Below are 26,697 nucleotides of genomic sequence, written 5' to 3' on the forward strand. Positions count from 1 at the left end.
GCTCCGCTGTCACCGACGCTACCGGCACGGTGGTGCGAGGGTGTGCGCACGCGTTCTTCGTCGATGCACGTGGTCCCTGCGGGGTCGGTGGTGCAGTTCTGCTAACGGCACGCGGGCGCACGAAACCGGATATGGGCATCGAGGCCCCCGTTCGGGGTGCGAGGTAGCAGCTCGGCGGTGGCTCCGCTGGCACGGGCGAGTTGCGCGACGATGGCCAGGCCCAGTCCGCTGCCTTCGGTGTCGGTGCGGGCACGCCAGAACCGATCGAAGGCCCGGAGGCAGTCCTGCGGGGACAGGCCGGGGCCCTGGTCCAGGACGTGCAAGTCGACGACATCGGCGGCGGCGACCGGGGCGACGGTGACCTCGATGGTGGAGCCGGGGTCGGACACTGCCAGGGCGTTGTCGAGGAGGTTGTCGATGATCTGCTCGGCGGCGCCGGGCACGGCGAACGTGGGCGCGGCCGTGGGTGCTGTCACGGTGAGCCGGACGTCGGATTCGTCGGCGAGCGGTGCCCATTGTTCGACGCGCGTGCGCGCGATCTCGGCCAGGTCGATCTGCTGGGGTGCGGTGCCGGCGTCGTCGGCGCGGCTGAGCACCAGGAGTGCATCGATGATGTGCTGTAGCCGCAGGGCCTCGTCCTGGGCCGAGGCGAGGGTGCTGCGAGCAGCATCGGGATCGGACTCGACGAGGTCGGCTGCGCTGTCGAGGCGCAGGCGCAGGGCGGTCAACGGGGTGCGCAACTGGTGGGAGGCATCGCCGGCGAACGCGCGTTGCTGGCGCAGCAGGTACTCGAGCCGGTCGGCCATCCGGTTGAACGAGCGAGCCAGGCTGCGGATCTCCGGCGCCCCGGCGTGCTCGGGGGTGCGTGCCGCCAGGTCGCCTTCGGCGAGTTGTTCGGTGGTGCGGCGCAGCTGCTGCAAACGGCGGGTGACGGGGCCGGCGATGAGGACGGCCACGATTCCGGCCAGGAGCACGGTGATGCCGGCGACGAGCCAGAGCATGCGTAGTTGCCGGTGGACCTGGTCGGTCACCACCTGGACTGGGTAGGTCAGCCGCACAGCGCCGACGACGCTCTCGCCGCTGAGAACCGGGACCGTCACATACAGCAGGTCCGTGCCGAGACTGTCCGAACGGCGTTGGCCCGAGGTGATCTGTCCCGACAGTGCCGCACTGATCTCTGGGCGGGACAGATAGGAGGCGCCGGCGCTGGATTGGTCGTCGTCGGAGGTCAGCACGGCGGTGCCGTCGGCGTCGACGATCACCACCCGGGCGCCGCTGGCACGGTGATAGCGCCGGGTGTCGGCGGCCAGTGCCGGATCGATTCCGGTCCTGGCTTCGAGAGTGTCCTCGCTGCGGCCGGCGAGCAAGAACGCGTCCCGCTCGAGGGAGGTGGTGATGCGTTCGCGTTCGACCTGCATCAGGTAGTTGCCGAGCGGGACGTCCTGTACTACCACCACGACGAAGGTGACGGCCATGAACGCGGCCATCAACCGCCATCTCACGGACGATCCCCGAGCCGGAAGCCGACCCCGCGGACTGCTTCGATCCAGCAGGGGTCGCCGAGCTTCTTACGGAGGGCGGCCACATGGGCATCGACGGTCTTGGTGGTGCCGTACCAGTTGGCACCCCACACCTGGTGCAGGATGTCCGAGCGCCGGTACACCGCACCGGGATCCTCGGACAGGTAGCTGAGCAGATCGAATTCCTTCGGCGTCAGGTGGATCTCTCGTTCCTTCAGGTGCACCCGTCGAGTACGGCGGTCGAGGGTCAGGCCCCCGATCGTGCGGATGCCGGTGTGCTCGTGGGCTGTCTCCCCGGGTGCGCCGACCCGCCGTCCGACGGCGCGGATACGGGCGATGAGTTCGCGCATTCCGAACGGTTTGACCACGTAGTCGTCGGCGCCCAATTCCAATGCCAGGACCCGGTCGATTTCCTCCCCGCGGGCGCTGAGCACGATGATCGGAATCGGCGACCGGGCGCGAATGATGCGACAGACGTCGGTGCCGTCCATGTCCGGTAGCCCCAGATCGAGCAGGACGAACTCCGGGCCCGACTCGGACACCGCCGCGACGGCATCGGCGCCGGTAGCCACCCACCGGGCGTCGAACCCCGCACGGGTCAACCCGTCGCACACCCCGGCGGCGACGGATTCGTCGTCTTCGACCACGAGCACCTGCATGCCCCGAATTATCGGCTCGCACCGAGCCGGGCGTCGATCCGACCACCGCCGGGGGACGAACCCTCGAGTGATCTTGGACGAATCTTGGATCTTTGCAGGACCATCCTTCGCCGATCCGTCCCTACGGTGAAGACATGAGATCGAAAGTGGCGGTGGCTGTTGCCGTGCTCTTCGTCCTAGTGATCGGAGCAGCCGCCCTGGCCGTCAACACCCGGATCCTGAGCACCTCCTCGAACAGCGACATCGGACGCGCGAACGAGGTACTCATCCCCAGCAGTCCCACTTCCGGGGCACCGAGCATCTCCGCCCCGACTCCGGCAACGACCCCCACGTCGACCCGCACGGCGGTACCGACGCGCGAACACGAACCGCCGTCGAGCGAGGATCACGAGGAGCCGGACAGGACCGAGCATGAACCCGACGACTGACCCGCGCCTGTCGCGGCGCTCGCCGGCACACCGGTCCAAGATCACCGCCTCGATCCTGTCCGGCGGTGCCGTGCTCGCCATCGTGACCGCCATGGCCGCCAATGCCCCCGATCGCTTCGCCGACTCCGGCGCCGACCCCGGCCAGGTCGGCGGGGCCGCTTCCTCGACCGCTTCCACCGGCGGCGTGTCCGATCGAGCGGACACGGCCGCAGTGCCCGCGCCGGCTCCCGGCCGCAGCGCCGTGACCGTTCCACACGGCATCTCCCGCGGATCAGGCGGCTGAGATGGCTTCTCCTCCGCATGCCGGCGCGGCCGGCGCCCGAGCCGGCAGCGAGGCGACGACGATGCGGGCCGTCCGGCAGGACCGTCGCCCCGCTATGGGCGGCACTGCGGCGATCACGGTGGTCGGCGGGCCACCGGGTCTCGTCGACGACTGTTTCGCATTGCTGGACGAACTCGAACAGGCGTGGAGCCGGTTCCTCGACACCAGCGACGTCTGGCGGCTGAACTGGGCGCAGGGGCGACCGGTGCAGGTCCGCTCCTGCACCGTCCGCCTGGTGCGCGAACTGATCCGCGCTTGGGCGCTGACCGACGGCGCCTTCGACCCGACCACGCTGCCGCAGCTGGTCGCCGCCGGCTACGCCACCAGCAGCACCGACCCGACCCGGACTACCATGCTGCCCGACACCGCCACCTGGCCGGGATCCATGACCGACATCGACATCGACGGTCCTCTCGTGCGGCTTTCTGTCGGCACCACCCTCGACCCCGGGGGGCTCGGCAAAGGACTGGCCTCCGACATGCTCACCGAGTTCGTCCTCGACCGCGGCGCCGACGGCGTCCTCGTCGAAGTCGGCGGAGACCTCGTCGTCGCCGGAGCCGCGCCCGACGGCGGCGCCTGGACCATCGGCATCGAGGACCCTTTCACCGGTGAGCTGCTGACCGTCGTGCGGTTGACGCGTGGGGCCGTGGCCACCTCGAGCCGCCTGGTGCGCATGTGGACCGGCGCCACCGGTCCCGCCCACCACCTGATCGACCCGGCCACCGGCGTCAGCGCTGTCACCTCGACGGTGACCGCCACCGTCGTCGCCGGCAGCGGCGCACGGGCCGAGGCCTTGACCAAGCTCGCCTTCGTCGGTGAACCCGAGGCCCTGCTGGGGCAGGTCCCGCGTCTCGGCGGTGCCGCCCTGGTGCTGTCCGCCGACCGGCGACAACGGCGTTCCGTGAACTGGAGCGATTTCGAATGAGCGATCTGCACCTGTGGTGGTACGTCACCCGCGCCAGCGCCCTCGTCGCCTGGGTCACCCTGACCGTCGCGGTGCTGTGGGGAGTGCTGCTGTCGACGCGAATCCCGCAGACGGTCGCCAACCCGGCGTGGTTGCAGGATCTGCATCGCTGGCTCGGTGGCACCGCCCTGATCATGACCGGCCTGCACATGTTCTCACTCGTGCTCGACTCGTGGTCCCGGTTCTCCCTCACCGACGTGCTCGTCCCGCTCTCCGCCGGCTACCGGCCCTGGCCGGTAGCCCTGGGCGTCGTGGCGTTCTATCTCCTGCTCGCCGTCTACGGGTCCTCGCTGCTCCGGGCACGCATGTCGCCGCGGTGGTGGAAGCGCCTGCACTACGGCAGCTATGCCGCAGTGGTGCTCGTGTCTTTCCACGCCGGATGGTCCGGCACCGACGCCGGCGCCTGGGGATATCGACTTGTCGCCTTGATCCTGGTGGTCTCGACGATGGTGGCCGTGCTGACGCGTGTCCTGACCGGTGGCGGTCGGCCCCCCGCGTCCCGTCGGACACCACGGCGGCCGCGGTCGGCACCACAGCCGATGACCGTAGGCGCTACGCATCTGCTGGCCTCCGGCATCGTCGGGATCGACCTGACCGCCCGCGACGGGGGCGAGCTGCCCGTGTGGACACCCGGATCGCATGTGACCGTGCACCTGCCCCACGGCCTCCAGCGCCGTTACTCGCTGTGCGGCGACCCCGCCGACCGCACCCGATACCGGATCGCGGTGCACCGGGCGCCGCACTCCCGGGGTGGCAGTTCCTGGTTGCACGCCAGCGCCCGCCCCGGCACGGTCCTGTACGTCGGCCCGCCGGAGAACCACTTTCCGCTCGAACCCGCACACGACTATCTCTTCCTGGCCGGGGGCATCGGGATCACCCCGATCAAGGCAATGATCGAATCGCTGCCGGCGCACCGCCGATGGCGGCTGATCTACCTCGGTCGCAGCCGAGCCACCATGGCGTTCTGCGAGGAACTCGAGCAGCGATGGCCGCAGAACGTGAGTATCCATGCCCACGACGAAACCGGCAGCCGCCTCGACCTTGCCCCCATCCTCGCCGCTGCCACCGCCGGCGCGGTGTACTGCTGCGGCCCCGCGGCGATGACCGACGAGGTCGTCGCCCGGGTGCCGCCCGCACGCCTGCACATCGAACGGTTCACCGCGGCACCGGGACAGTCCCCTGGTCCGCGTCGGCCGATCGATGTCACCTGCAGCCGCAGCAATCGTCACGTGCACGTGTCGGAGAGCCAGTCCGTGCTCGAAGCGCTCGAGCACGCTCGTGTACCGGTAATGGCCTCGTGCCGGGAGGGCGTGTGCGGGGCGTGCGAGACTCGGGTATTGGCCGGCGAGGTCGAGCATCTCGACGCGGTGCCGCACACCCCGGGCAAGGATCGGCTCGGGGTCATGTATCCGTGCATCTCCCGCGCCCACAGCCCCACTCTGGTCCTGGATTTGTGACGCGCCCGGCCGGGCGTCACGGTTGCCAAGGTCAGCCGTCGCCATTCCATCCCCGATCCGGTGGCAACGATCGGCCTCACCGGCGCGGGGGGTTGCACGGAGAGTACCGAGCGCCACCCACCCCGGCGATCATCGCCGGCAGCATCTTTCGATGATCGGCTCGCCGGCGTGTACCGCCACCAGGTCGACCGATCCCGCCCGCCGGTTCTGTCGGGCTCGGCATACTGGACGGGCACAGCGCGCCCCGGTCGGCGGCGCCGCGGCCACGGTCGGGCATCGTGCGCACCGGCAGGGGCCGTGGGCCGGAACATCGGGAAGGTCGACGGGTGATGCAGCAGCGCATCGAGGACTACGCGTTGATCGGTGATCTGCACACCGCCGCGCTGGTGGGCCGGGACGGCTCGATCGACTGGTTGTGCCTGCCCCGGTTCGATTCCCCGGCGTGTTTCGCGGCGCTGCTCGGTGACGACGAGGCCGGACGATGGCTGCTCGCCCCCACCGACGGCGGTCTGTGCACCCGGCGGGCGTACCGCCGCGACACTCTCGTCCTGGACACCGAGTGGGTCACCGCCACCGGGACGGTGCGGGTCACCGACTGCATGCCGGTGCGGGCCGAGGCCGCCGACGTCGTCCGAGTCGTCGAAGGCCTGGCCGGGTCGGTGCGGATGAACACCGAGCTGCGGCTGCGGTTCGACTACGGTCACGTCGTCCCGTGGGTGCGCCGCGTGCCCGGATCCCTGACCGCGGTCGCCGGGCCGGATGCGGCCTGGCTGCGCACCCCGGTGCCGTTGCACGGCCACGACATGAGAACCACCGCGCAGTTCGAGGTCCGCGCCGGCGAGAGCGTCCCGTTCGTGCTGACCTATGCCTTGTCCTACGGGCACACCCCCCGCCCGCTCGACGCCCTGCAGGCGATCGCCGACACCCAGGCGTACTGGACGGAGTGGATCGAGCGGTGCGACTACACCGGTGAGTACCCCGAGGCCGTGCACCGTTCCCTGATCACGCTCGAGGCCTTGACCTACCGGCCGACCGGGGGGATTCTGGCCGCGGCCACCACCTCGCTGCCCGAGCAGATCGGCGGCAGCCGCAACTGGGACTACCGGTACTGCTGGCTGCGGGACGCCACCTTCACCCTGCAGGCCCTTCTCGGCTGCGGATTCGTCGCCGAAGCCCGGGCCTGGCGGAACTGGCTGGTGCGGGCGGTGGCCGGGAATCCGGCGGACCTGCAGATGATGTACCAGCTCGACGGGGCCCGGCGGGTGCCGGAATACGAGGTGCCGTGGCTGTCCGGCTACGAGGCCTCCGTGCCCGTGCGCATCGGCAACGCCGCCGCCGGGCAGTTCCAGCTCGACGTGTGGGGTGAGGTGCTCGACGGTCTGCACCTGGCCCGGCAGAGCGGCCTTCGCGGTGACCCGGCCTGGGACATCGAGGTGGCATTGCTGGACTTTCTCGAAGGGCACTGGCAGGAACCCGACAACGGGCTGTGGGAGGTACGCGGGCCGGCTCGCCCGTTCGTCCATTCCAAGGTGATGGCGTGGGCCGGGGTCGACCGCGGTATCCGGGCGGTCGAACGGTTCGGTCTGCCCGGCCCGGTCGACCGTTGGCGCGTTCTGCGCGAACAGATCCGAACCGAGATCCTGACGAAGGGATTCGATCCCCACCGCGGCACCTTCACCCAGTTCTACGGCAGCCGCGGCGTGGATGCGGCGTCGCTGCTCATTCCCCGCACCGGGTTCCTGCCGTGGGATGATCCCCGCGTGCTGGGCACCGTGGCCACTGTCGAACGTGAGCTCAGCCGGGACGGCTTCCTGCTGCGTTACCGGCCGGAGCTCGAACACGTCGACGGCATCGCCGAGCCGGAAGGAGCGTTCCTGGCCTGCAGCTTCTGGCTCGCGGACGCCCTGCACGGCGCCGGCCGCACTCGCGACGCCCACGCCCTGTTCGAGCGGTTGCTGTCGGTGCGCAACGACGTCGGGCTGCTCGCCGAGGAGTACGACCCCCACGCCCGTCGGCAGCTCGGCAACGTGCCCCAGGCCTTCAGCCACGTGGCGTTGGTCAACACCGCACGCCACCTCGCCGGCCATGCCGTCCATACCCACCGCCCCACCTCGCGGTGACCACCCGAGCAGCCGTCCGGTCCGGGTCGACCACCTGCTGCCCTCGACGCTCTGCGCGAGCGCCGTGTGTCCCCGATCGCCGAGCGGTCGCCGATCTGGGCCTTTCCCTCGTCGACCGGGATGCTGAGCGACTCCAACAGCTTCCGCAAGTCCGGGCGCCGTCTTTGCAGCTGCCGTCGGCGACGAAGGCGTCCACATCCATAGGTTTCGGCTATCGAGGCCGGACGTAAACCGTCCTGAACAGGGACGATTGTGGGGCGGGCGGGGCTCGAACCCGCGACCAATGGATTATGAGTCCACGGCTCTAACCGACTGAGCTACCGCCCCGTCCGCGCGCATCCGGAGGTACGCGACGTGTGGCGAATGCTACCGGCTGCGGCGGCCGCCCCGCGTCGCGGGTCACCCCCGTGTCGCCCGGCGCGGGCTGTCGCCGACCCGTCGCGGCGGCACCACACGGCTCCTGTAATTTCCGTCACACTCAGCGTCTTTCGTGGCGGCGCAGACAAGAAAACCCCTCCCACCCGAGATCGGGTGGGAGGGGTTTTCTTGGAGCTCCCCCGGCTGGACTCGAACCAGCAACCGTTCGATTAACAGTCGAATGCTCTGCCAATTGAGCTACAGGGGATTGTCCTGCGGTGCTCCGCCGTTTCCCGCGGTGCGTGAAGAACTGTAGCGCCCCACCCGACGCGGCACCAAATCGCCTGCCTGTGAGCCCGAGGGCGAGGATCGGGCAGGATGGGTGGGACGTTGACACGGCTGAATGGAGACGACGTTGATCGGACTGTTGGTGGGGGTTGCCGCGGGCTACGTCCTGGGGACACGGGCGGGCCGCGCCCGGTACGAACAGCTCAGCAGGACGGCGAAGGCGGTCGCGGGTAGTCCGGTGACGAAGAAGGCGATCGAGGTGAGCCGGCAGAAGCTGGCCGACTCGCTCAGCCCGGAGCCGAAGCTCGAGCCGATGAAGCCGCTCGACGAGCAGACCACGATCCTCGTCCCCCGCGACCAGTTGCGGCGGTGACGCGGGTGGCGTGAGTTCAGCCGGCCAGGCCGTCGCCGCTGGTGTCGCCGATGGCCTGGTCGAGCAGGCTGCGCCGGTACTGCTCGAGCGCGACGAGGTCCCCGAGCAACGAGTGGAACTCGTCGGATTCGGTGGCCGGGGAGATGCGCTGCAGTTTGGACTTGAGTTCGGCGACCTGCTCCCCCACCCAGACCTCCTGCAGCCGGGCGAGGACCCCGCCGATGTAGCGGGGCATCCGGTCCTCCTCCGCGGGCAGCGGGTCCACCGCGAGTTCCATGACCAGCGAGTGCACCATCGGGTCGGTGGCGGCGCGCCCGACGGCGTCCACCCATTCCGCGCCGCCGAGTCCCGCGCTCGTCCCACCGACCGCGGCCACGGCCTCACGCACCGCCGCGTAGGCCGGGTCGGTGAACGTCTCGGCGGGCAGCGAATCGAACACGGTGCCGGCGATGCCGGGGTACTGCAGCGCCGCCTTGAGGGCGTCGCGCTGCGGCCACAGCGCCGGATCGTTGGGGCGGGGCCGGCGCAGGACCGTGCCCGCCGCGGCCGTCTCCGCCCGCTGTTGCGGCGCGGCGGTGCGCGGCTTCTCGTCGCCGCCGCGGGCGACGCGCCGGGACTCGTCCTGCACGCGCCGGCGCACGGCCGGAATGTCGTCCCAGCCCACCCAGTGCGACAGCTGCACCGCGTAGCTGTCGCGCAGCGTGCGTTCCTTGATCCGGGCCACCACGGGAACCGTGCGGCGCAGCGCCTCCACCCGCCCCTCGGCGGTGTCGAGGTTGTGTTCGGTGAGGATCGACTTGACGACGAACTCGAACATCGGGGTGCGCCGGGCGACGAGGTCGCGCACCGCCCCGTCGCCGGACTTCTGCCGCAGCTCGCACGGATCCATGCCCTGGGGCGCGATCGCGACGAACGTCTTGGCCGTGGTCTTCTGGTCGCCCTCGAACGCCTTCATCGCCGCGGCCCGGCCCGCTGCGTCGCCGTCGAAGGTGTAGATGATCTCACCGCGGAAGTAGCTGTCGTCCATGAGCAGGCGCCGCAGCATCGCCAGGTGCTCGTCGCCGAATGCGGTACCGCACGCGGCCACAGCGGTTTTCACGCCCGACAGGTGCATCGCCATGACGTCGGTGTAGCCCTCGACGATCACGGCCTGGTGCGCCTTGGCGATCTCCCGCTTGGCCAGGTCCAGGCCGAACAGCACCTGAGACTTCTTGTAGAGCAACGTTTCCGGGGTGTTGACGTACTTCGCCGTGAGCGTGTCGTCGTCGAACAGCCGACGGGCACCGAAACCGATGACGTCGCCGGCGAGATTGCGGATCGGCCACAGCAGCCGCCGGTGGAACCGGTCGATGGGTCCGCGGCGCCCCTGTTTGGACAGCCCGGCGGCCTCGAGCTCGGCGAACTCGAAGCCACGGGTGAGCAGGTGCTTGGTGAGGGCATCCCAGCCGTCGGGGGCGTAACCGCACCCGAACACCTCGGCCGCGGACTCGTCGAAGCTGCGCTCGGTCAGGTAGTCCCGCGCCGCCTGCGCGCCGGGCGTGCGCAGCTGCTCGGCGTAGAACTCCTGCGCGGCCGCGTTGGCGGCGACGAGCCGGGCGCGGGTGCCCCGGTCGCGCTGCACCGACGGGCCGCCGCCCTCGTAGTTGAGGGTGTAGCCGACCCGGTCGGCGAGCTGCTCCACGGCCTCGACGAAGCTGATGTGCTCGATCTTCTGCAGGAACGAGTACACGTCGCCGCCCTCGCCGCAGCCGAAGCAGTGGAAGTGACCGTGGTTGGGGCGGACGTGGAAGGACGGGGACTTCTCGTCGTGGAAGGGACACAGCCCCTTCATCGAGTCGGCGCCGCCGCGCCTGAGGGCGACGTACTCGCCGACGATGTCCTCGATCCGGACGCGGTCGCGGACGGCCGCGATGTCTCTGTCTGAAATACGCCCGGCCACGACGACGAGTCTAGGCGCTACCCCCAACTCGCCTGAGCGGCGAGGCTGTCGCGGTCGATCCGTTCGAGCCGGGCCTCGGTGCACGAGGCGATCTGGTCGACGATCACCCGCATGCGGGCGGCGTCGTCGACGGCGGCGTCCCACAGCGGCACGAAGAACGGGTCGAGGCCGACCGGCGCCGTGCGCATCAGCCATTCGGCGACGCGGTGGATCCGTTCACGCTGCCGTTCCTGACGCTGCCGGTGGGCGGCGTCGGACATCACGAACTGCAGGGCCATGGTCTTGAGCAGCGCCACCTCGGACGCGACGACGGGCGGAACGACGAGGTCGGCGTCGTAGCGGGTGACGGGCCGGTCGCCGGTGACGGCACGGGTGCCGATGATCGCTGCCGTCGCGAATCGGCCGACGAGCTCGCTCGTGAGGCGCTTGAGTGCCACCGAGCACGCGAGGCTGCCGTCGTAGGTGTCCACGGCCTGGACCACCGGCATCTGCGACAGTCGCTTCGCCGCCTCCACCAGCTCGTTCGGGTCCAGGCCGGAGAACTCGCGCATACCGAGATCGACGAGCGTGTTCACCGACGCCGGGTCGGTGAGCACACGCAGGTCGATCCGTCCGTCGATGACGCCGTCCTCGACGTCGTGGACGGAGTAGGCGACGTCGTCGGACCAGTCCATGATCTGGGCCTCGAGACACTTGCGCCGGTCGGGCGCGCCGTCGCGCACCCAGGCGAGGACCTCGGCGTCGTCGTCGTAGGCACCGAACTTCGCGCCGGGCGCCGGGCGGGTCCACGGGTACTTCAGCGTCGCGTCGAGTGTCGCGCGCGTGAGGTTCAGACCGGCGCTCGTGCCGTCGGGGTGGAGGGTCTTCGGCTCGAGGCACGTGAGGATCCGCAGATTCTGCGCGTTGCCCTCGAACCCGCCGCAGCTCGCGGCCACCTCGTCGAGGGCGCGTTCCCCGTTGTGGCCGTACGGCGGGTGTCCGATGTCGTGCGCGAGGCCGGCGAGGTCCACCAGGTCGGGGTCGCAGCCGAGGCCCTCGGCGATGCTGCGGCCGATCTGGGCGACCTCGATCGAATGGGTGAGCCGGGTGCGCGGAGTGTCACCGTCGCGGGGGCCGACCACCTGGGTCTTGTCGGCGAGCCGTCGCAGCGCGGCGCTGTGCTGGACGCGGGCACGGTCCCGCGCGAACGGCGTACGGCTCGCGGTCGCCGGCTCGGCACCGGCGAGCGCCGACACCTTCGGGACCTCGGCGACGCGCCGCTCGAGTTCGTGTTCGCTGTAGCCCGGCATCACGTCCTCCTTCACTGCGCGGCCGTGTAGGGGAAGTCCGCCGAGTCGTGGGTGAGCTGGTACCAGATCAGCGCGCCCGTCTCGCGGGCGATCCCGTGCAGCTGCGACTCCCGGGTGTACACGGCGGGGCCGGTGCGGGTCGGTGCGGTCCACGCGTCGAGACCGGCGTCGCGGGCCATGGTGCGAGTGCGCAGCGAATGCCATGGATCGCTCACCAGCACCGCGGAGTGCAGTCCCTGCCCGGCCATCTCCCGGCTGACCGCCTCGACGCTGAGCAACGTGTCCGACCCCTCTTCGACGGCGGTGATCGCCGACTCCGGCACTCCCTGTGCGATCAGGTAGTTCTTGCCGGACGCCGCCTCGGTGAACAGGTCGCCCTCCTGCTTGCCGCCGACGGTGACGATCCGCTCGGCCACCCCGTTCTCGTACAGGGTGAGGGCCTGGTCGAGCCGGGCCTGGAACACCGACGACGGGGTGCCGGAGTACTGGGCGGCGCCGAGGACCACGATGGCGTCGGCCCGGCTCCAGTCGTCGATGCGCGCCACCTGCCACACGCGGACCGCGGTTCCGGCGAGGACGGCGATCGCCGCGAGCAGCACCCCGAGCACCAGCCGGCGCGTCCAGCGCGCGACGCCCGCACCGAACCCGCGCGGGGGTTCGGGCAGGGACGGGGCCGGGCGTGGGCGGGCTGCGGTACTCACTCCCCGATTCTGCCAGTGTTCCGAGCGCGCCCACCCGGCGACGCGCCACGGGCGACGGCGCATGCGAGCCGATAGATTCGACGCATGTCACCGCATTCGGTCGCCGTCCGGCCGCTTCCGGCCCGCCCGCTCCGCCGCTCGCTGTCGATGTCGGTGCCGATCCTGCTCGCGGCCCTGGCCTGGCTGGTGCTGCCCGGTTCGGCGGCGGCCGAGCCGCCCTTCCGGCTTCCCCAGCCGATCACCGACACCGCCGGAGTACTGGATCCGGCGGCGACGGCGCAGATCCAGCAGGCAGCAGACGCGCTCTACGCCGAGCACGGGGTGCAGTTGTGGGTGGCGTACGTGCCGACGTTCTCCGGACTGTCGTCCGACGACTGGACCGAGCGGACTGCGCAGGCCAGCAACTTCGGGACGGACACGGCCCTGCTCGCCGTGGCCACGCAGGACCGCGAGTACGCGCTGTGGACGCCGAACGCCCTGTCCGGGGTCACCGCGTCCGAACGGGACGCCATCAGCGCGGACCGGATCGTGCCGCAGTTGCGCAGCCAGGACTGGGCCGGGGCCGCGGGGGCGGCGGCCGAGGGTCTCGACGCGGCGTTGTCGGCGTCGGGTTCCGGCTCCGGCACCACGCTGCTCGTCGGCGGCGGAGTGATCGCGGCCGGGGCCGGGGGGGTGTACCTGTACTCCCGGCGCGCGAAGCGCAAGCGGGCCGAGGCGGGCGCCCAGGCGGCGGCGGCCACCGACCCGACCGACACCGACGCGCTGCGCGAGCTGCCGCTCGAGGGCCTCGAGCTGTACGCCCAGAAGATCCTGGTCGAGACGGACAACGCCGTTCGCTCGAGCGCCGAGGCGCTCGAGCTGGCGCGCGGAGAGTTCGGCGATGCCGCGGTCCAGCCGTTCGACCACGCCTATCGACAGGCGCAGTCGGCTCTGGCGTCCGCGTTCGAGATCCGGCAGCGGCTCGACGACGCCATCCCCGAGACGCCCCAGCAGCAGCGCGACATGCTCGTGCAGTTGATCTCGTCGTGCGGCCAGGCCGACCGGGAACTCGACGCGCAGGTCGAGGCGTTCGACCGGATGCGCGACCTCCTGCTCGACGCACCCGCCCGCCTCGACGCGCTCACACAGCACGCAATCGCGTTGCGCGCGCGGTTGCCCCAGGCCGAGGCGACGCTGACCGAGCTGCGAACGGAGTTCCCGGCCGGCGCGCTCGCCCCGATCACGGACAACGTGACGCTGGCGCAGGACGAGATCGAGTTCGCCGAGAAGTCCGTCGATCAGGGCCGCACCGCGGTGGCACGTCCCGTCGGCGAGCAGGGCGACGCCGTGCGAGCCATCCGCGAAGCGGAGGGTGCTCTCGGGCACGCTGCCACGATGCTCGACGCAGTCGACCACGCCGCCGACGACATCCGGCGGGCGATCGCGACGTTGCCGGCCGCGATGGCCGACGCCGCACAGGGCATCGCCGACGCCGAACAGCTCGCCGCCGCGGGTGGTGCGGAACTCGCCGAGGCCCGCAAGGCCGCGCAGGCGGCCCTCGACCACGCCCGGGCGGACATGAACACCGACCCGCTGGGCAGTTTCACCCGGGTCGTGGAAGCGGACGCACGACTCGACGCGCTGCGCGATCGGACCCGTCAGGCGCAGGAGGAGGCGCAGCGCACCCGCCGGCGCCTCGAACAGGATCTGGGGGCGGCTCGATCGCAGGTCACCGCCGCGGCGGACTTCATCGGGACGCGGCGCGGTGTGATCGGCGCCGAGGCCCGCACCCGGCTGTCCGAGGCGCAGCGCCACCTGGACGCCGCGCAGCAGCTCGCCGCGCACGAACCGGGGCAGGCGCTGCAGCACGCTCAGGCGGCCGCGACCCTCGCGGCGAACGCGCTGCGCGCAGCGCAGAACGACGTGCAGCGCTGGGAGCGTCAGCAGCGTCCGCCCCGCGGCGGCGCCTCCGGCGGCAATATCGCGGGTGCGGTGCTCGGCGGTATCCTCATCAACAGCATCCTGACCGGTGGTCGTGGGGGCGGCTTCGGGGGCGGGGGCTTCGGCGGAGGCGGGGGCTTCGGCGGAGGCGGGGGCTTCGGCGGAGGCGGCGGCTTCGGGGGGTCGAGCGGGGGCCGGTTCTAGTCCCGGCCGCGCAGCGTGAGAGGGCCGGTCGCGCGAGGCGGCCGACCCTCTCACGGAGGCTCTGTGGTCAGGCGCCGATCAGCCGCTGGGCGAGGTAGCCCTCGACCTGGTCGAGGCCGACGCGCTCCTGCGCCATGGTGTCGCGCTCGCGGACGGTGACGGCCTGGTCCTCGAGGGTGTCGAAGTCGACCGTGATGCAGAACGGGGTGCCGATCTCGTCCTGGCGACGGTAGCGGCGGCCGATGGCGCCGGCGTCGTCGAACTCGATGTTCCAGTGCTGGCGCAGCTGCGCGGCGAGGTCCTTCGCCTTGGGGCTCAGGTCCGCGTTGCGCGAGAGCGGCAGCACCGCCGCCTTGACCGGGGCGAGCCGGCGGTCGAGGCGCAGCACGGTGCGCTTGTCGACACCACCCTTGGCGTTGGGCGCCTCGTCCTCGCTGTAGGCGTCGACGAGGAACGCCATGAGCGACCGCGTCAGGCCCGCTGCCGGCTCGATGACGTACGGGGTGTACCGCTCGTTGGTGGTCTGGTCGAAGAAGCTCAGGTCGGCGCCCGAGTGCTGCGCGTGCGTCGACAGGTCGAAGTCGGTGCGGTTGGCGACACCCTCGAGCTCACCCCACTCGCTGCCCTGGAAGTGGAAGCGGTACTCGATGTCGACGGTGCGCTTCGAGTAGTGCGACAGCTTGTCCTGCGGGTGCTCGTACAGGCGCAGGTTGTCCTTGTTGATGCCGAGCCCGGTGTACCAGTCCATCCGGTAGTCGATCCAGTACTGGTGCCACTGCTCGTCCTCGCCCGGCTTGACGAAGAACTCCATCTCCATCTGCTCGAACTCGCGGGTCCGGAAGATGAAGTTGCCCGGGGTGATCTCGTTGCGGAAGCTCTTGCCGATCTGGCCGATTCCGAACGGCGGCTTCTTGCGCGACGTGGTGAGCACGTTCGCGAAGTTCACGAAGATGCCCTGTGCGGTCTCGGGGCGCAGGTAGTGCAGCCCCTCCTCGCTCTCGATCGGGCCGAGGTAGGTCTTGAGCATCATGTTGAAGTCACGGGGCTCGGTCCACTGGCCCTTGGTGCCGCAGTCCGGGCAGGAGATCTCCGACATGGGAACCGAGTCGGGATCGTCGAGCTTGTTCTTCTCGGCGTACGCCTCCTGCAGGTGATCCTGGCGGTGGCGCTTGTGACAGCTCAGGCACTCGACGAGCGGATCGTTGAACACCCCGACGTGGCCCGACGCCACCCACACCTGACGCGGCAGGATGACCGACGAGTCCAGACCGACGACGTCCTCGCGGCTGGTGACCATGTTGCGCCACCACTGCTTCTTGATGTTCTCCTTGAGCTCCACGCCGAGCGGCCCGTAGTCCCAGGCCGACCTCGTACCGCCGTAGATCTCACCGCAGGGGTAGACCAGCCCCCGGCGCTTGGCCAGGTTGGCGACGGTATCGATCTTGGATTTCGGTGCCACTCGGATTCACTCCATCTTCGATGCGGGGTTTCGCAGCGTGCGTCGACCCGTAAGCCTATCGCTCCGCTCGGGGCGGTCGAACTGCACGCCGGTTGACATGCACATTCATGCATATCAAAATGGAATCGGTTTGCAATAACGCGGCCGCCAGTCCACGAAGGAGATCCGTTGAGCGTTGCCGACACCGGCCCCGGCGGCGACGCCGCGGCCCCGGACCGTCCGCACGAAGACTGCCGCCCGGGATCGGCGACGCCGTCCCCCGTACCCGCCCCGTCGCGGGAAACCCTCGCCGCCGCCGGCGAGCTCCTGCGCGCGCTGGCCGCACCGGTGCGCATCGCCATCGTGCTGCAACTGCGCGAATCCGAACGCTGTGTACACGAACTGGTCGGCGCGCTCGGCGTCACCCAGCCGCTGATCAGCCAGCACCTGCGCATCCTCAAGGCCGCGGGCGTGGTCCGCGGCGAACGCGCCGGCCGCGAGGTGCTCTACCGTCTGGTCGACGACCATCTCGCCCACATCGTCGTCGACGCCGTCGCCCACGTCGAGGAAGGTTGACCGTAGTCGTGTCGCCCGCCCACAAACCCGTAGTCGGAGTCCGCTCCACCAAGCAGCGCAGCGCCATCTCCGCGCTGCTCGACGAGATCGAGGAGTTCCGCTCCGCCCAGGACCTGCACGACGAACTGCGCAAGCGCGGCGAGGGCATCGGCCTGACCACCGTCTACCGCACGCTGCAGTCCCTCGCCGAAGCCGGCACCGTCGACGTGCTGCGCACCGACAGCGGCGAGTCCGTCTACCGGCGCTGCTCGTCCGGTCACCATCACCACCTCGTGTGCCGGGCGTGCGGTTACACGGTGGAGGTGGACGGGCCGGCGGTCGAGCGCTGGTCGCACGAGGTGGCCGAGGACAACGGTTTCGTCGACGTGAGCCACACCGTCGAGATCTTCGGCACCTGCCGCGACTGCGCGGACGCCGCGCCGGCGACGTCGCGCTGACCGACGACGGTCAGCGGCACCCGCTGCCGTCGCAGCCGCACCCGCCCAGCAGGTCGACCACCTCGCCGGCAGTCTCGTCGCCCGGCTCGTCGAACACGCACGCCCGGCCGCCGAGCCGCGCCGCCAGTTCGGGCACATGCGGCACCAGCGCCGCGACCACCGCGACCGCGCGCGCCAGGTGCACCGGCACCAGCGGGCGCGCCGGGACGCGCTGCACCGCCGTCACCCGGTCCTGGTGCAACTCGAGCCGCGCGTCCGGCCATCGCGCCTGCAGGTCGACGAGGACCTCGGCCGCGCGGGTACGACCGGCGATCCGCTCCACCAGGTACGTCGTCAGCTCCACCACCCCGGCCCGCGAATCGACGACGGCGTAGGTGAGCACATCGTCGACCCAGATCGGCACGTCGCCGTCCGTGTCGGGTTCGATCTCCTCGGCGAGGACCGCCGAGAAGACACGCAGCACGGCGGCACGCAGCGCGTCGTCGTTCCCGGTGGCGATCGGGGAGTCCCAGTCGAGTTCGCTCACTCGGATCCGCCCGTGCCCGTGACGGCCGAGCGCGCGTCGCCGGCGCCGCCGAGCACGAGCAGCAGCATCGTGGTCAGGGGCGAGTCCCGAAGGCCGGTGGCGGGGAATGAGTACCGCAGCACCACGTCCGCCTCGGCGTCCCGCTCGACGAGGTGTATCGACCCGAACTGCAGCGCGTCGGCCGCCCCGGCGACCCGCGTGCGCAACGCGTCGTCGAGCGGCAGGTCCCACGCGAGGACGCCGGTCAGCGACACCACGTCGAGACCCTCGGTGAGGGTCACCACCCGCACGGCGCACGGCACGCCCGCATAGTCGAATCCCAGCGCATCGTCGCCGTTCGTCCTGGGCTCGTGCATGGCGACGAACTCCGCCAACGCGGCCGCGACCCGGTCGCGCAGGCCGAGGCCGCTCGGGTCCACCCCGCCGGGGGCCGGCCTCCGCTCCTCCGGTCCCGTTCCGGCGCCCGTCACTTCACGCCCCCGAAGCGGCGGTCGCGCGAGGCGTACTCCACGCAGGCGGCCCACAGGTCCCGACGGTCGAAGTCGGGAAACATCTTGTCCTGGAACACCATCTCGGCGTAGGCCGACTGCCAGAGCAGGAAGTTCGAGGTGCGTTGTTCCCCGGACGGCCGCAGGAACAGGTCCACGTCCGGCATGTCGGGCTCGTCGAGGTACCGCGCAACCGTGGCCTCGGTGACGCGTTCCGGGTCGAGCTCACCCGTGGCCACGCGACGCGCGATCTCCCTTGCGGCATCGGCGATCTCGGCGCGACCCCCGTAGTTCACGCACATGGTGAGGGTCATCACGTCGTTGTCGCGGGTCAGTTCCTCGGCGATCTCGAGTTCCTTGATGACGCTGCGCCACAGCTTCGGCCGGCGTCCGGCCCAGCGCACGCGTACCCCCATCTCGTGCATCTCGTCGCGGCGGCGGCGGATCACGTCCCGGTTGAAGCCCATGAGAAAGCGCACCTCGTCCGGGCTGCGCTTCCAGTTCTCGGTGGAGAACGCGTACGCCGAGAGCCACTTGACGCCCATCTCGATGCACCCGCACACGGTGTCCATCAGCACCGCCTCGCCGCGTTCGTGGCCGGCGGTGCGAGGCAGACCGCGTTCCTGGGCCCAGCGGCCGTTGCCGTCCATGACCAGGGCGACGTGCCGCGGGATCAGTTCTGGCTGCAGACCGGGCGGGCGGGCGCCGGACGGGTGCGGGTCGGGTGGCCGGATCTCGCGGTCACGCGATGCTTGCGGGGTGCGGCGTCGAATCACGCTCCCCATCCTGCCCGACCGTCTCCCCGCCCACAGCCACCGCATGGGGACGGCCGCGTTCGATCAGCGGCAGGGTCCGCAACTGCCGCTCCAGATGCCACTGCAGGTGGGCGGCGATCAGGCCGCTGGCCTGCCCGCGGGTCGCCTCGGACACCGTGTCGGTGCCCTGCCAGCGACCGTGGAACAGCGCGTCCATCAGATCCAGCACACCCGCGCCGGGGGTCGCGGCGCCCGGCGGCCGGCACCGCACGCATACCGCTCCCCCGGCCGCGACGTGGAACGCGCGATGCGGGCCGGGATCGTCGCAGCGAGCGCAGCGGCTGATCGCCGGCGCCCAGCCGGCGTAGGCCATGGCCCGCAGCAGGTAGGCGTCGAGGATCAGTTCCGGCGGCCGGACCTGGTCGGACAGGGCACGGAGCGCACCGACGGTGAGGCGGTGCAGCTGCGGGGCGGGGGCGCGCTCCTCACCGGCGAGCCGTTCGGCGGTCTCGAGCACGGCGCACGCGGTGGTGTAGCGGCCGTAGTCGTCGACGAGGTCGGCGCCGAACGCATCGACGGTCTGGACCTGGGTGATGATGTCGAGGCTGCGGCCCGGATGCAACTGCACGTCGATGTGCGCGAACGGCTCGAGCCGCGCCCCGAACTTCGAGCGGGTGCGCCGCACCCCTTTCGCGACGGCCCGCACGAGGCCGTGGCGACGGGTGAGCAGCGTGACGATGCGGTCGGCCTCGCCCAGCTTGTGCTGGCGCAGCACCACCGCGTGATCCCGGTACAACCTCACCCTGCGAGTCTGTCACGCCGGGCCGACACCGAGGCGGCGGCGCGGATTTTTCGCGTTGTTCACAGACCCGGCCGACCCGAAACGCGGTCGTCACCCTCCCTGCAACCTGCACAGCAGAACCCCCTGCGGTTCGGTCATTTTCGCCCTTGCCGAACCGGGCCGGACCCAGCACCATCGGACGACATCCGGTGCGGCGACGCCCGTAGCGCGGGGCCCAGGCGGGCCTGCACCCCGCGGCGGCGCCGATCCCCCGGCCCGATGCCTCAGCCCGCTGGAGGAGCCACCCGTGACCACCGCCCATATCGTCTTCCTGCTCGGCCTCGTGTCCCTCCTCGTGGCCATGGCCCTGCGCAAGAACGTGATGATCCCGGCAGTGGTGGCGACGTTCGCCACCGCCCTCGCCTACGACGGCAACGTCGCGAACGCCGTGATGGCGGTGTTCCGGGCGACGCTCACCTCGGGCTCGGCGCTGTTCGAGATCTTCGTCGTCATCGCGGCGGTCACCTCGATGCTGGCCGCGATGCGGAGCATCGGCGCCGACGAGATGATGGTGCGGCCGATGAGCCGGTGGATGATCAACGGCCGCGTCGCCTACGTGGTGCTGTTCGTGTTCACCTATCTCCTGTCGCTGTTCTTCTGGCCGACGCCCGCCCTCGCGTTGATCGGGGCCGTGCTGCTGCCCGCCGCGATCAAGGCCGGGCTGCCACCCCTGGGTGCGGCGCTCGCCCTGGCGATCTCGGGTCAGGGGATGTCCATTGCCTCGGACTACGTGATCGGGCTGGCCCCGTCGATCTCCGCGAGCGGCGCCGGGGTGCCCGCCGACGACATCGCCGGTCGCGCGCTGGTGATCTCGCTGATCGTCGGCGTCGTCGCCGCGGTGCTGGCCTGGTTCCTCACCGTGCGCCGCCGGATGACGGGCGGCGCCGGCACGCCGGGGACGGGCGGCGGGAGCGGGCACCCCGGATCCGCGGCCGGCGGCGGCGCACGCAACCCCGTGCCGGCGAGCGCCGCGCCGGCGGAGCCCACGCCCGAGCGTGCGGTCGACGTTCTCGAGGACGAACTTCCCGGATACGACGAGGGCACCCGCATCACCGGCCGCCCGCGCCTGGCCCGCCGGTGGGCAGTCGGTGTGCCGGCGGCGTTCGCCGCGGTGCTCGTCTACATGCTGCTCGGCCGGTTCACCGACCTCGTGCCGTGGTCGGACGGCGCCGGCGCGTCCCTGGTGGGCGGGACGGCGATGATCCTGATGGCACTGGTGACGGTCACCGCCCGCAGGCAGGAGGCGCTCGAGTTCTGCGCGACGCACTTCGTCGACGGCCTGTCCTACGCCTTCAAGGCGATGGGCATCATCCTTCCCGTCGCGGGATTCGTGTACATGGGCATCCCCGACTACTCCGGTGCGATCCTGGGTCTCGAGGACGGTACCGGCCCGGCCTTCCTGTTCGACGCCGTTGAGGGCGTGCAGGGCTTCATCCCGGACAACGGACTCTTCGTCGCCCTGAGCATGCTCGTGATCGGAATGGCGATGGGCCTGGACGGGTCCGGCTGGGCGGGCCTGCCGCTCACCGGCGGCCTGGCCGCCGCCCTCGCCCCGCAGTCGGGCATCGACACCGCGACGCTCGCCGCCATCGCCCAGAACGGCGCCACCTGGACCGGCGGGGGCACCCTGGTCATCTGGTCGTCCCTCGTCGTGGTGGCCGGCTTCTGCAAGGTCTCCGTCACCGACATGGTCCGCCACCTCGCCGTTCCCGTCGTGACCGGCCTCGTCGTCGCGACCCTGGCCGCCGTGGTCATCTGGTGACCTCGGCCGACGTGAGCACACCCGTCCCCGACTTTCCTTCTATCCCCTACCCCGAGGACCCGACGATGGATTCGATTCCCTTCCGTTACGACCCACAGCGCTGCGCGCTTGTCGTGATCGACATGCAGAACGACTTCTGCTCCCCGGACGGCGCCTTGGCGCGCTGCGGTTTCGACGTGACGGCCGCGGTCGCCATGGCACCGCGCCTCGCCGGGCTCATCGCATCGGCGCGGGCCGCCGGCGTGCAGATCGTGTTCGTCCGCACCCTTCACGACGAGACCACGGACACGCCACAGTGGCTCGGACGGGTCGGCGACGGACCCGACGCGGCCCGCACCGGTCTCACCTGCCGGCCGGACACCGCGGGCGCCGAATTCTACGGCGTCGCACCGCAAGACGCGGATGCGGTGGTCGTCAAGCACCGGTTCAGCGCGTTCGTCGGCACCGACCTCGACGACGTCCTGCGCTCACGGAACATCGAATCGCTGCTGTTCACCGGGGTGGCCACCGAGGTGTGCGTCGAGTCGAGCCTGCGCAGCGCCCTGTTCCACGAGTACTGGGTGTCCCTGGTGGAGGACTGCGCCGCGACCTACAGCCCGGCCGCTCACGATGCGTCGGTGGCCGTAGTGGCCCAGAACTTCGGCACCGTGGTGACCGCCGAGAAACTCCGGGCACTGTGGAGCGCGGCCCCCGTCTAGCGGCGGCGGGCGCCGGGATCGCTCAGGTGGCGCTGCGCTCGTCGGCGCCCATCGCGCCGAGCACGGCCCTGCGGGTGGCCGGACCGCCCGTGATCCGGCTCTCGCTCACGCCGTTGATCAGCAGCCGGCCCCAGCGCTGCTCGTCGAACTTGGCGGGCGCGGTCGAGTCGAGGAACTCCTCGACCACCCGCACGAACCGGATGGGATCGTCCCGGAACGGGAAATGGCCGGCGCCGCGGAAGACGTCGAGCCGGGAATGGGGCATCGCCGAATGCGCCAGGTGCGCGTGATCCACCGGGATCACGCTGTCGTGCTCACCCCAGATCAGCTGCACGGGCAGGTCCTCGGTCAGGTAACAGCGGTCGAGCATCGTCACCACCTGACCACGCCAGTCCACGACGGCCCGCAGCGTGCGCAGGAACGCCTCGCACGCGGTGGGATCGGGCAATCCGCTCAGGACCCGGATCAGATCCGAGGTGTCGTGCAGCAGGACCCCGGGACGCAAGGGGGTGTCGTGCCACCGGCCCAGCAGGCCACCGGCAATGCGCATCGCGGGCATGGCGCCCGGTAGGCGCAGCAGCTTGAGCGCCTCACTCAGCCCCGGCAGGGACAGCAGGCGCAACGCCGGGTGAACGTCCTTGGTGACGCCACCCGCGGCCACCAGGACGAGCCGGTCGACCAGCTGCGGGAACTGGTACGCGAACTGCATCGCGACGCCGCCGCCGAGCGAGTGCCCGACCACGGTGACGCGCTCGATGCCCAGGACCGAGAGCAGGTCACGCACACCGTTGGCGTACCCGGCGACCGAGTAGTCGCTGCGGGGCTTGTCGGAGCGGCCGTGGCCGAGCAGGTCCGGTGCGATGACCGTGTACCTGCGGGCCAGGTGCGGGATGACCTCCTGCCAGGTCGAGGAGTTGTCGCCGATCCCGTGGAGCAGCAGCAGCGCAGGCCCCTCGCCGGCAATCCGGAACGCGCGACGGTACCCGTGGATGGTGCGGAAGACCATCCGCGTCTCCGTGTCTGGTACGCGCCGGAGGTTGCGTGTGCGCGATGAACCCATGTGTATCTCCTGACAGCCGGTCCCTACGACACCCCGGGGAGGCTCCCGCGATATCCCCGGGGGCATACCCAACCGATCGTCGCGCCTCCCGCGAATGTGACGAGCGCCACCTTTCTGCGCATCCCGCCCTCGACGAGACAAACTGGAACGCGTTATTGTTCGTTCGAACGAACACCACGAAGGGGGACGCAGCCGTATGACCGCACCACGGGCAGACACCCGAGCGCCCGGCCTCGCCGCCGAGGCCGCCGCCCTCGCCGCCGGCGCCACCACGTCCGTCGCCGCGACGCGCGCGGCCCTGGAACGCATCGAGGCCGGCAATCGCGCACTCAATGCCTTCCGTGGCGTCCGCCGGGAGCAGGCGCTCGCCGAGGCCGAGGAGGCCGACCGGCGTCTTGCCGCCGGCGTCCGTCTCCCCCTGCTCGGTGTGCCGGTCGCGGTGAAGGACGACACCGACATCGCGCACGAGATCACCGCGTTCGGATGCGCCGGCGAGTTCGCCGTCCGCGAGGAGGACGCGGAGGTGGTGCGGCGGCTGCGGGCCGCCGGCGCCGTGATCGTCGGCAAGACGAACACCCCCGAACTGGGGCAGTGGCCGTTCACCGGCGGCAGCGCCTTCGGCCACACCCGCAACCCCTGGCACCGGGACCACACCCCCGGCGGTTCGTCGGGGGGCAGCGCCGCCGCGGTCTCGGCGGGCCTGGTGTCCGCGGCGCTCGGCTCCGACGGCGCCGGATCGGTCCGCATCCCGGCCGCCTGGACCAACCTCGTGGGAATCAAGCCGCAACGCGGCCGCATCTCGATGTGGCCCGACCCCGAGGCCTTCCACGGCCTCACCACCCACGGCACCCTGGCACGCACGGTCGCCGACGCCGCACTGCTGCTCGACGCCGTCGCGGGCAACCACGTCGGCGACCTGCACGAAGCGGAAGCCGTCACGGTGTCCGACGCCGTGGGTCGCGATCCGGGCCGGCTCCGGATCGCGCTCTCGCTCGCGCGCCCCTACACCGCCACCCGCACCCGACTGCACGCCGAGATCCGCGCCCGCGTCGAAGCCCTCGCCGGCACGCTGCGTGCCCTCGGCCACGACGTGACCGTCGCCGACCCGGCCTACGGAAAGCTGCTGGGCCTGAACTTCCTGCCCCGGTCGATGGCCGGCATCGACGACTGGGTGCGGCGGCTGCCCGACCCGGCCCTCGCCGACCCGCGCACCCGCGCGAACGCCCGCACCGGCCGGTTGCTGCGCGGCCGTCCGCTGCGCGCCGCTCGCGCCGCCGAACCACGCATCCGCCGGCGCATCGGCGCGATCTTCGACCGCTTCGACGTCATCCTCGCCCCCACCACCGCCACCCCACCCCCGGTGGTGGAGGCGATGGACGGCCTCGGGGGCTGGGCCACCGACAAGGTGATCACGGCCGCCTGCCCCTACACCTGGCCGTGGAACGTCCTGGGCTGGCCGAGCGTGAACATCCCGGCGGGCTTCACCGGATCGGGCCTGCCGGTCGGCGCCCAGCTCATGGGACACGAGAACGCGGAGCCCCTGCTGATCTCCCTCGCCGCCCAGCTCGAGTCGGAGCTGCGCTGGGATCGTCACACGCCGCAGCGGTGGTGGTGACCTCGATGGGCACGGACGTCCGCGGCGCGATCGTGGCCGCGACCCTGCATCTGATCGGCACGGACGGCATCGCCGCGATCACCAACCGCCGCATCGCCGCCCGGGCGGGAGTCTCCCTCGGCTCGATCACCTACCACTTCCCCACCCAGTCCGACCTGCTGCGGTCGGCGCTGACGACGTTCGTCGCAGACGAGACCACGCGGTTGCGCGATCTGGCGGAGGACTACCGTGGTCGCGGACTGAGCCTGGCCGACGCCGCGGCACTCACCGGACAGGTCGCCGAGGACCTGTCGTTCTCGGCGGAGCGGATCGCGCCGTTCGAGCTCTACGTCCAGGCCGGCCGGGATCCGCAGTTGCGGGAGGCGGCGGCCCGATGCTGGGCCGCCTACGACGCGCTGACCGTGACCATCCTCACCGAACTCGGTGTCCCCCGACCGGAGTCGGTCGCCCCGACCCTGGTCGCGACCATCACCGGACTCCAGCTGCGCCGCCTGGCCACCGGCGCCGCGCCCGACCTCTCGGCGGCGGTGCTGCAGCTGGTGCGCAGCACGGTGCCCGCCGCGGCGGACTGACCGCGGGCCGCACACGGGGCCGCCGACACGGGTCAGGCCAGGGTCGCCACCACGAAGACCGCATACGCGACGAGCGCACTCCACGCGACGGCGTCGACGGCCCGGCGGGGGGCGCGCGTCGCGAACAGGGCCGACGCCGCGGCCAGCAGCATCCAGCACGCCGGATGGGCGTAGCGGATCGCGGCCGACTGCACGCCGGTCGTCTCGTCGGCTCGCGCGGGCACGACGAAGAGCCACAGCACGGCGAACGCCGACGAGGCGAGCGCAAGGAGGAGACCGAACGCGACGCGGTGACGCACGATCATGCCGCGCAGACCGCCTCCGGGGTCACCGGCCACGACCGCCTCCCGGGCGGACCCGACCGGTCGGCGCGAGCGATGCGGGAGAGGGCACTGCGCATCACTTCCTGTCGGGGCCCGCCCGACGACACCGCACGCGACTGTCAGAAGCCGAGGCGGCCGAGTTGTTTCGGATCGCGCTGCCAGTCCTTGGCGACCTTCACGTGCAGATCGAGGTAGATCTTCACCCCGAGCAGCTTCTCGATCTGGGAGCGGGCAGCGGTGCCCACCTCACGCAGGCGGGCGCCACCCTTGCCGATCACGATGCCCTTCTGGCTCGGCCGCTCCACGTACAGCAGCGCATGCACGTCGAGCAGCTCGCCCTGCTTCTCGGTGCGACCCTCTCGCTCGGTGATCTCCTCGATCACCACCGCGAGCGAGTGGGGCAGCTCGTCGCCGAGTCCCTCGAGCGCGGCCTCCCGGATCAGCTCGGCCATGAGCGTCTCCTCGGGCTCGTCGGTCAGTTCGCCGTCGGGGTAGAACGCCGGCCCGGGTTCCATGTGCGAGGCGAGGACGTCGATGAGGACCTCGAGCTGCTCGCCCGAGGTGGCGGACACGGGCACGACGTCCACGTCCGGTCCGAGCAGCTCGGAGACGGCGAGCAGCTGCGGCGCGATCCGCTCCTTGCTCACCTTGTCGATCTTCGTGACGATGCCGATCAGCTTCGTGCGCGGGGCGACCTGCCGCACCTGTTCGACGATCCAGCGGTCGCCGGGGCCGATCTTCTCGTCGGCCGGGATGCACACGCAGACCGCGTCGACCTCCGAATAGGTGTCGCGCACCAGGTCGTTGAGCCGCTGCCCGAGCAGCGTCCGCGGCCGATGCAGGCCGGGGGTGTCCACGAGGATGATCTGTGCGTGTTCACGGTGCACGATGCCCCGGATGGTGTGCCGGGTGGTCTGCGGACGCGACGAGGTGATCGCAATCTTGCTGCCCACGAGCGCATTCGTCAGCGTCGACTTCCCGGTGTTGGGCCGTCCGACGAAACACACGAAGCCGGAACGGAAGTCGGGGTCGGTCATACGAGCTCCTCGTCTGCGGTGCCGGCGG

Annotated in this window: 26 protein-coding genes and 2 tRNA genes; 13 read left to right on the forward strand and 15 right to left on the reverse strand. The window is 71.1% G+C overall.

Going from position 1 to position 26,697, the window contains the following annotated elements; all coding sequences use genetic code 11:
- Positions 1-101: 101 nt before the first annotated feature.
- Positions 102-1,502 carry a sensor histidine kinase gene (locus ISO16_RS05640; protein WP_139311016.1) on the reverse strand — a complete coding sequence of 467 codons (1,401 nt, stop codon included), beginning with the start codon at positions 1,500-1,502 and terminating at the stop codon, positions 102-104.
- On the reverse strand, positions 1,499-2,179 hold the full coding sequence (locus ISO16_RS05645; protein WP_072635481.1) for a response regulator transcription factor: 681 nt from the start codon (positions 2,177-2,179) through the stop codon (positions 1,499-1,501). The genes ISO16_RS05640 and ISO16_RS05645 overlap by 4 nt, the downstream gene beginning before the upstream one ends.
- Before the next feature lie 134 nt (positions 2,180-2,313).
- Between ISO16_RS05645 and ISO16_RS05650 the strand changes: the two genes are divergently transcribed.
- From ISO16_RS05650 to ISO16_RS05670, 5 genes are all read left to right on the forward strand, one after another.
- The gene (locus ISO16_RS05650) at positions 2,314-2,607 is read left to right on the forward strand and encodes a hypothetical protein (RefSeq protein WP_139311017.1); all 294 of its coding nucleotides are present in this window, start codon (positions 2,314-2,316) and stop codon (positions 2,605-2,607) included.
- Positions 2,591-2,890: a hypothetical protein gene (locus ISO16_RS05655; protein WP_072635483.1), complete on the forward strand. Its 300-nt coding sequence runs from the start codon at positions 2,591-2,593 to the stop codon at positions 2,888-2,890. The genes ISO16_RS05650 and ISO16_RS05655 overlap by 17 nt, the downstream gene beginning before the upstream one ends.
- A gap of 1 nt (position 2,891) precedes the next feature.
- A complete protein-coding gene (locus ISO16_RS05660) occupies positions 2,892-3,854 on the forward strand; it encodes an FAD:protein FMN transferase (RefSeq protein ID WP_230304480.1) in 963 nt (320 codons plus the stop codon).
- Positions 3,851-5,350 carry a 2Fe-2S iron-sulfur cluster-binding protein gene (locus tag ISO16_RS05665; protein WP_072635485.1) on the forward strand — a complete coding sequence of 500 codons (1,500 nt, stop codon included), beginning with the start codon at positions 3,851-3,853 and terminating at the stop codon, positions 5,348-5,350. Before ISO16_RS05660 ends, ISO16_RS05665 begins: the two co-directional genes overlap by 4 nt.
- A gap of 329 nt (positions 5,351-5,679) precedes the next feature.
- Complete coding sequence (locus ISO16_RS05670) at positions 5,680-7,470, forward strand: glycoside hydrolase family 15 protein (RefSeq protein ID WP_029544323.1); 1,791 nt, start codon at positions 5,680-5,682, stop codon at positions 7,468-7,470.
- Between the two features lie 253 nt (positions 7,471-7,723).
- Here the strand turns inward: ISO16_RS05670 and ISO16_RS05675 are convergent.
- A tRNA-Ile gene (locus ISO16_RS05675) sits at positions 7,724-7,797 on the reverse strand.
- A 225-nt stretch (positions 7,798-8,022) separates the two neighbouring features.
- Positions 8,023-8,095: transfer RNA gene (locus tag ISO16_RS05680), tRNA-Asn, on the reverse strand.
- 147 nt (positions 8,096-8,242) lie between these two features.
- Between ISO16_RS05680 and ISO16_RS05685 the strand changes: the two genes are divergently transcribed.
- Positions 8,243-8,488 (forward strand): hypothetical protein, encoded by a 246-nt coding sequence (locus ISO16_RS05685; RefSeq protein ID WP_010594277.1) that lies wholly within the window; start codon positions 8,243-8,245, stop codon positions 8,486-8,488.
- Between the two features lie 16 nt (positions 8,489-8,504).
- Here the strand turns inward: ISO16_RS05685 and dnaG are convergent, their stop codons facing one another.
- Genes dnaG through ISO16_RS05700 form a run of 3 tightly spaced genes read right to left on the reverse strand, consistent with a single transcriptional unit; the run spans position 8,505 to position 12,417 of the window.
- Positions 8,505-10,427 (reverse strand): DNA primase, encoded by a 1,923-nt coding sequence (gene dnaG, locus ISO16_RS05690; RefSeq protein WP_006947623.1) that lies wholly within the window; start codon positions 10,425-10,427, stop codon positions 8,505-8,507.
- Between the two features lie 17 nt (positions 10,428-10,444).
- A complete protein-coding gene (locus tag ISO16_RS05695) occupies positions 10,445-11,716 on the reverse strand; it encodes a deoxyguanosinetriphosphate triphosphohydrolase (protein WP_072635529.1) in 1,272 nt (423 codons plus the stop codon).
- An 11-nt stretch (positions 11,717-11,727) separates the two neighbouring features.
- Positions 11,728-12,417 (reverse strand): YdcF family protein, encoded by a 690-nt coding sequence (locus tag ISO16_RS05700; RefSeq protein ID WP_373566438.1) that lies wholly within the window; start codon positions 12,415-12,417, stop codon positions 11,728-11,730.
- A gap of 84 nt (positions 12,418-12,501) precedes the next feature.
- Between ISO16_RS05700 and ISO16_RS05705 the strand changes: the two genes are divergently transcribed.
- On the forward strand, positions 12,502-14,541 hold the full coding sequence (locus tag ISO16_RS05705) for a TPM domain-containing protein (RefSeq protein ID WP_072635486.1): 2,040 nt from the start codon (positions 12,502-12,504) through the stop codon (positions 14,539-14,541).
- A 67-nt stretch (positions 14,542-14,608) separates the two neighbouring features.
- Here the strand turns inward: ISO16_RS05705 and ISO16_RS05710 are convergent, their stop codons facing one another.
- Positions 14,609-16,000, reverse strand: a complete 1,392-nt coding sequence (locus ISO16_RS05710) for a glycine--tRNA ligase (protein WP_006943913.1) — start codon at positions 15,998-16,000, stop codon at positions 14,609-14,611.
- Positions 16,001-16,168: 168 nt separating this feature from the next.
- Between ISO16_RS05710 and ISO16_RS05715 the strand changes: the two genes are divergently transcribed.
- Complete coding sequence (locus tag ISO16_RS05715) at positions 16,169-16,555, forward strand: ArsR/SmtB family transcription factor (protein WP_072635487.1); 387 nt, start codon at positions 16,169-16,171, stop codon at positions 16,553-16,555.
- A gap of 8 nt (positions 16,556-16,563) precedes the next feature.
- Entirely contained in the window at positions 16,564-16,992 is a 429-nt protein-coding gene (locus tag ISO16_RS05720) for a Fur family transcriptional regulator (RefSeq protein WP_006943911.1), read from the forward strand.
- 10 nt (positions 16,993-17,002) lie between these two features.
- Here ISO16_RS05720 and ISO16_RS05725 read toward each other — a convergent pair whose 3' ends face one another.
- Genes ISO16_RS05725 through recO form a run of 4 tightly spaced genes read right to left on the reverse strand, consistent with a single transcriptional unit; the run spans position 17,003 to position 19,563 of the window.
- Positions 17,003-17,518 (reverse strand): T3SS (YopN, CesT) and YbjN peptide-binding chaperone 1, encoded by a 516-nt coding sequence (locus ISO16_RS05725; protein WP_072635488.1) that lies wholly within the window; start codon positions 17,516-17,518, stop codon positions 17,003-17,005.
- Positions 17,515-17,988, reverse strand: a complete 474-nt coding sequence (locus ISO16_RS05730) for a hypothetical protein (RefSeq protein ID WP_050035401.1) — start codon at positions 17,986-17,988, stop codon at positions 17,515-17,517. Before ISO16_RS05730 ends, ISO16_RS05725 begins: the two co-directional genes overlap by 4 nt.
- Entirely contained in the window at positions 17,985-18,791 is an 807-nt protein-coding gene (locus ISO16_RS05735; RefSeq protein ID WP_037200968.1) for an isoprenyl transferase, read from the reverse strand. The genes ISO16_RS05730 and ISO16_RS05735 overlap by 4 nt, the downstream gene beginning before the upstream one ends.
- Positions 18,748-19,563 (reverse strand): DNA repair protein RecO, encoded by an 816-nt coding sequence (recO, locus tag ISO16_RS05740; RefSeq protein ID WP_072635489.1) that lies wholly within the window; start codon positions 19,561-19,563, stop codon positions 18,748-18,750. The genes ISO16_RS05735 and recO overlap by 44 nt, the downstream gene beginning before the upstream one ends.
- Before the next feature lie 286 nt (positions 19,564-19,849).
- Here recO and ISO16_RS05745 point away from each other — a divergent pair, with 286 nt between their 5' ends.
- Together ISO16_RS05745 and ISO16_RS05750 are read left to right on the forward strand one after the other, a co-directional pair.
- Positions 19,850-21,364 (forward strand): permease, encoded by a 1,515-nt coding sequence (locus ISO16_RS05745; RefSeq protein ID WP_139311018.1) that lies wholly within the window; start codon positions 19,850-19,852, stop codon positions 21,362-21,364.
- Positions 21,365-21,429: 65 nt separating this feature from the next.
- Entirely contained in the window at positions 21,430-22,062 is a 633-nt protein-coding gene (locus ISO16_RS05750; protein WP_072635490.1) for a cysteine hydrolase family protein, read from the forward strand.
- A 22-nt stretch (positions 22,063-22,084) separates the two neighbouring features.
- Here the strand turns inward: ISO16_RS05750 and ISO16_RS05755 are convergent, their stop codons facing one another.
- Positions 22,085-23,122, reverse strand: coding sequence for an alpha/beta fold hydrolase (locus tag ISO16_RS05755; RefSeq protein ID WP_072635491.1), 1,038 nt, complete (start codon positions 23,120-23,122; stop codon positions 22,085-22,087).
- A gap of 196 nt (positions 23,123-23,318) precedes the next feature.
- Here ISO16_RS05755 and ISO16_RS05760 point away from each other — a divergent pair, with 196 nt between their 5' ends.
- Both ISO16_RS05760 and ISO16_RS05765 read left to right on the forward strand, forming a co-directional pair.
- Positions 23,319-24,737: an amidase gene (locus ISO16_RS05760; protein ID WP_072635492.1), complete on the forward strand. Its 1,419-nt coding sequence runs from the start codon at positions 23,319-23,321 to the stop codon at positions 24,735-24,737.
- Between the two features lie 5 nt (positions 24,738-24,742).
- Positions 24,743-25,309 carry a TetR/AcrR family transcriptional regulator gene (locus tag ISO16_RS05765; RefSeq protein ID WP_037201765.1) on the forward strand — a complete coding sequence of 189 codons (567 nt, stop codon included), beginning with the start codon at positions 24,743-24,745 and terminating at the stop codon, positions 25,307-25,309.
- Positions 25,310-25,341: 32 nt separating this feature from the next.
- Here ISO16_RS05765 and ISO16_RS05770 read toward each other — a convergent pair whose 3' ends face one another.
- Positions 25,342-25,647, reverse strand: a complete 306-nt coding sequence (locus ISO16_RS05770; RefSeq protein WP_029544337.1) for a hypothetical protein — start codon at positions 25,645-25,647, stop codon at positions 25,342-25,344.
- A 104-nt stretch (positions 25,648-25,751) separates the two neighbouring features.
- Complete coding sequence (gene era / locus ISO16_RS05775) at positions 25,752-26,669, reverse strand: GTPase Era (RefSeq protein WP_006943889.1); 918 nt, start codon at positions 26,667-26,669, stop codon at positions 25,752-25,754.
- Between the last annotated feature and the right edge of the window lie 28 nt (positions 26,670-26,697).

Source organism: Rhodococcus sp. M8 (assembly GCF_015654185.1).
Classification (GTDB): domain Bacteria; phylum Actinomycetota; class Actinomycetes; order Mycobacteriales; family Mycobacteriaceae; genus Rhodococcus; species Rhodococcus aetherivorans.